Origin of the sequence: Microcoleus sp. MON2_D5 (genome assembly GCF_036701905.1) — a bacterium.
GTDB lineage: Bacteria > Cyanobacteriota > Cyanobacteriia > Cyanobacteriales > Microcoleaceae > Microcoleus.
Window position 1 is genome coordinate 1 of sequence record NZ_JAUBRM010000206.1, and the last position, 2,806, is coordinate 2,806.

The following is a 2,806-nucleotide window of genomic DNA, read 5'->3' on the forward strand; positions in this document are numbered from 1 at the left end:
GAATATTCTTTAACTCTGCTTGAATATATCCCTCGCTCCTGTTCTTAGTTTGCGCTCGATTATTCAGCAAGCCCTAAATATAGGTTGGTTTAATGAGCAGCGCATTCACCATTGCGTGATTCATATTGATATTATTGACGGTCAGGTGTGGATTCAAGCAAATAATACCGATCGCCTGATTGCTGAGGAGTTAGTTGCAGCGGGAGTTCCTGCCGAATCAATTGTTTTGGGACTTCAACCGCCTGATGTTAGACCTTATACTGCTTATGGAGTGCCTACTAGGGAGCAGCAGCGAGAATCTTTGAAAGTATAATGGAGTGGAAGCGATTTGAGTCGGAGGGCGATTCCCTACGGGATAGCTTCGCTTCACGGACTTCAAAAACCTTTAAAGCAGGCGATCGGAGAAGGTTGTAGAAAGGTGGGGGTGATGAGGTGCTAGCTTTTAGGAGTGAAAGGGCGATCGTCACTCAATTTCATGTTTTCTACAAGTGTGTCAATAAGTTTATGTGACCAGAGTTTTGACTACAGAGCAATACCGCAACTTGAAAGCCTATTCAAGAGATGTACTAAGTCGTAACAACCAAACAGCGGTTGAGTTTCAAATGACCCAACATCGCCCCTAGCTCCTTCCTGCCAATAATTCGCCGTGGGAAGATGTCCATGTGGAGCCTGCATTGAAAAAGTAAGATCGTTATAGGTTTTTAAACCAAGAGTCATTCTACCAGCACTGTCCTTACTGTCAGGAGTGTACCATCCTATCCGTCGCTCAAAGCTCTTTCTTAAGTCCTTCCTTTTCTGACCTTCCTCATAGGAGGAGTTGAATTTACAACATATAAACGATATTGCATCCTCTCCTATTTCTGACATAATTCGATTTTGTATACTAAATCCAAAGCGACCATTGCTATATTTAAGCCAAAGTCGATCGATAGTACAAAGGTCAGCGCAAGGGAAGTACATCAAATGTAGGAAATCTAAACAGTCCGTCCTCGGGTCAAGGTGCGTCCATTCTCCCTCCCGGACTTTTTTCTCTGCTGTTAGATATCCTACGGCGAGCATCAGCCGTCCTGTTTCTTTGTCAGCTTCTTTCCATTTGCCCTCTGCTAGTAGGTCACGAAGGTGTGTGTAGTTATAGTGAATAGACACGCTGCTGTCAAGTGATATTACTTCAAGATTTGAATAATCTACTTGATTAGTGTAATTCTGGCTTGATGCTTTACTAGCTTGAGTCCTACTTGATGCCTTACTAGCTTGATTACTGCTTGATGCTTGTGACACCACGAAGTAGGCAACTACAGCCAGCACAATTAAAATTAAAATCCACATTGATACTTTCCTTGATTAGGTAATCAGGGGAATTGCCACTCAATCCCCTGATGGTTGTGTCTACTGGTAAAAATTAATCAAAATTGCTTTATCCGCCATAATTACCGCTACCATAGCCTGTTTCTTTAGCTATCTCTAGCATAGTCGATTGACTTGATTTTACTTTTTTTAGTTCCCTTTCTACTCTCTCTCTTTCTGCCTGGTCTGCTATTCCGATTTGCTCTTCAAATTGAGCTATTATTGTCGAGTTAGGAATATCATAAACCTGTGAAGGAGATAAAATTCCTTGAGCCAAAGCCAAAGTAGCCATAATATTCCGAATTGTCTCGGCAAGGTTGTATGGTAAACTCACTTGTGTTAACTCCTATGCTACGGTAATTTGTAAATATGAACGCCAGCCATTTGCTGACATTTAAGTATTCTAATGAGTCAACTTCATCTTTGTCAGTGATAAAAAGTGACAAAAAGTTAGAAAGAGTAGCAACATCTTGGAGATTGTGATAAAATCTATCCACAGCAATGTGCGCGCACGGTCAAAGTGTCATAAACCATGCCACCAGCACAACCTCTACTCGGACACACTACCTTTAAGAGGATTTAACCCATGACTGTGGATGAAGCTCTCGCCATTGTCGAAACAGTCCTAGATGACGACGAACAGTTAAACGACGTGCAAGAGCTAATCTTCAAACAGTCCTGGGAAGGCAGACAGTCTTATGAGGAAATTGCTAAACTTTCTAAATATGATGATGAATATATTAAAGCGACTGGCTATAAACTCTGGAAGTTACTCTCAGACGCTTTTAAAGAAAAAGTAAAAAAAAGTAATATTAAAGCAGTTATAAAACGATACTTGCGGCGACATCAAGTGACATTACATCGAACTCAAGTAATTGGAGTTAATCTCAGCGGTGCTAACTTAAGCGGAGCAAAACTCTCATTCGCAAACTTAAGTGAATCAGATTCATCAGCAGATTTACACGGTGCAATTCTATCTGATTATCATACAGCATCAGATGAAATTATTAAGGCTGAAGACGCACATAACGAGGGAATTTTGTCGAGCATAAAAGAACGGATTTATCACTGGAATGATTTGCGCTTTCACAGCCAAGAACAAGTAAAAATAGCCGAAGCCCTCGATCGCACAAACACCCTCTTTTTCCCCAACTCCAAAGCCCGCCTCACCACACCCTCCGGCCGACAAAACCAAGAACCAGATTTTCTCATATTCCACCAAGGCCAATGGGGTATTCTCGAAATATGGCATCCCGACACAGAAAAAGAGGAAACGCGCGATCGGCTGTTTGCATCTCACGGAATCAGCATCATCCACTACTGCGACGCTGACAGATGCCGCGAAGAACCAGATCGCATTGTCCAAGAGTTTTTAGACATATTGAGTCATATCATGTCCGGTCGATTGACCATGATTAAGATTTTGCCTCTGGCCACCAATAGAAATGAGTCAAACCACTGA

The 2,806-nt window shown here is 41.9% G+C and carries 4 protein-coding genes; 2 read left to right on the forward strand and 2 right to left on the reverse strand.

Annotation, left to right across the window (positions count from 1 at the left end; genetic code table 11):
* Positions 1–19: 19 nt before the first annotated feature.
* On the forward strand, positions 20–313 hold the full coding sequence (locus tag QUA47_RS30595) for a XisI protein (protein ID WP_333433589.1): 294 nt from the start codon (positions 20–22) through the stop codon (positions 311–313).
* A gap of 209 nt (positions 314–522) precedes the next feature.
* Here QUA47_RS30595 and QUA47_RS30600 read toward each other — a convergent pair whose 3' ends face one another.
* Positions 523–1,326, reverse strand: a complete 804-nt coding sequence (locus QUA47_RS30600) for a GUN4 domain-containing protein (protein WP_333433590.1) — start codon at positions 1,324–1,326, stop codon at positions 523–525.
* A gap of 88 nt (positions 1,327–1,414) precedes the next feature.
* The gene (locus QUA47_RS30605; RefSeq protein ID WP_333433591.1) at positions 1,415–1,678 is read right to left on the reverse strand and encodes a hypothetical protein; all 264 of its coding nucleotides are present in this window, start codon (positions 1,676–1,678) and stop codon (positions 1,415–1,417) included.
* A 252-nt stretch (positions 1,679–1,930) separates the two neighbouring features.
* Here QUA47_RS30605 and QUA47_RS30610 point away from each other — a divergent pair, with 252 nt between their 5' ends.
* On the forward strand, positions 1,931–2,806 hold the full coding sequence (locus QUA47_RS30610; RefSeq protein ID WP_333433592.1) for a pentapeptide repeat-containing protein: 876 nt from the start codon (positions 1,931–1,933) through the stop codon (positions 2,804–2,806).